Origin of the sequence: Methylobacterium sp. WL6 (assembly GCF_008040095.1) — a bacterium.
GTDB lineage: Bacteria > Pseudomonadota > Alphaproteobacteria > Rhizobiales > Beijerinckiaceae > Methylobacterium.
The window spans coordinates 1-1,428 of the sequence record NZ_VRVH01000553.1 but is presented as its reverse complement, the minus strand read 5'-3'; the positions used below and the strand labels follow the sequence as shown (position 1 = coordinate 1,428).

Below are 1,428 nucleotides of genomic sequence, written 5' to 3'. Positions count from 1 at the left end.
CGGAGGCCGACGCGCACCGGCGGATGTACCGGCCCTGGGGCTGGTACCAGCGCGTCGACATCGGCGAGCGCTTCCAGGTCAAGCGCATCATGGTGACGCCGGGCGGGCGCCTGTCGCTGCAGAAGCACCATCACCGCGCCGAGCACTGGGTGGTGGTGAAGGGCACGGCGGAGGTGACGCTGGGCGAGCGCCTGGTCCTCGTGCACGAGAACGAGGCGGTGTACCTGCCGATCGGCTCGCTGCACCGCCTGACCAATCCCGGCAGGATCCCGCTCGAGCTGATCGAGGTCCAGGTCGGCTCCTACACCGGCGAGGACGACATCATCCGCGTCGAGGATGTCTACGGGCGGTGACGCGCCGGCGCGCCCGGCAGATGCATCCGATCCTCTGAACGACCCGACCGCCGTCGGCGCGGGAATTGCCGGCGCTCAGTTGCGCAGCATCGCGATCCAGGACGAGACCGGGTCGACGACGTAGGCGGCGACCGAGGCCGCCCAGGCGCGGGCACGGGCCGGCAGCGAGCGGGCATCGCGTCCGGCCTCGACGTCGCGGGCGGCCATCAGCGCCGCGACGACGGCGTCCTCGCGCTCCTTGCATTCGTCGAGGGCGTTGCGCTGCGAGCCGGCGCGCCCCTGGGCCGGCGGCTGGTGCGCATAGGCTTCCCGCACGCAGTCGCGCCACGCCTGCTCCAGCGCCGCCGGGTCGGCCGCCCGCGGCGCCTGCGCAGCCGCGCAGGGCAGGGCGTTCAGGGACAGGAGGACAGCGAGGACGGGCATCCGCATGCGCGACGGTATCGCCGATTCGGGGCCGGCTCGGCAAGAACGAAGCGGCAACACGTTCGCGTGCCTGCGCATGCCCCCGCTTATCCCCGCGCCGCGCGGGTCGAGCGGGTCGAGCGAGACGCTGCCGATCATCGCCGCGCCGGCGCACGGTCTCGCGGGTTTTCGCGCGCGATCCGCACGGGTCGGCCGGCGGCTTAGGGGCGGATTAACCAAACGCGCGCCCAATACGGATCAGTCGCAGTTCTCTCGATCCCCGCACGGCCGACCCCATCGGCCGGCCCGCCGCCCGCCGATCCGTCGCGGGCGAGGGCCGGACGCTGCGCGGCTGCGGGCACCGGGTCGCCTTCGAGTCGAGTCCGCATGCCTCATCACCCGCGCTCCTCCTGCGGCCTCACGCGTCCCGCCCGCCGCCGGCGGGCACGCCGCCACCCGATCCTTCGCAACACGCTCGCCGCCCTGTTCTGCCTCGTCACCCTCGAGGGCGTGCCGCCGGGCGGCGGGACCGAGCCGGTGCCGCAGGTCGCGAGGCTCCAGGCCCGCAGCACCGGGTCGACCGCCCTCGCGGCCCTGTTCGATCCCCGGCCGATGCTGGGCCCGGAGGCCGGCGCGGACCGTCAGGGCGCGCCCCTCGGCGCCGCGCTCACCC

The 1,428-nt window shown here is 74.6% G+C and carries 3 protein-coding genes; 2 read left to right on the top strand and 1 reads right to left on the bottom strand.

The genetic code is table 11. The annotated features are described in order from the left end of the window. A partial coding sequence (locus FV230_RS28285; protein WP_147729974.1) for a cupin domain-containing protein occupies window positions 1-353 on the top strand: 353 nt, incomplete at its 5' end. A 75-nt stretch (window positions 354-428) separates the two neighbouring features. On the opposite strand, the gene FV230_RS28280 is transcribed toward FV230_RS28285, so the two are convergent. Then, window positions 429-782, bottom strand: coding sequence for a hypothetical protein (locus tag FV230_RS28280; protein ID WP_147729975.1), 354 nt, complete (start codon window positions 780-782; stop codon window positions 429-431). A gap of 360 nt (window positions 783-1,142) precedes the next feature. Here FV230_RS28280 and FV230_RS28275 point away from each other — a divergent pair. Beyond that, window positions 1,143-1,428 (top strand): hypothetical protein (locus tag FV230_RS28275; RefSeq protein ID WP_147844716.1); only part of this gene is annotated, 286 nt, incomplete at its 3' end.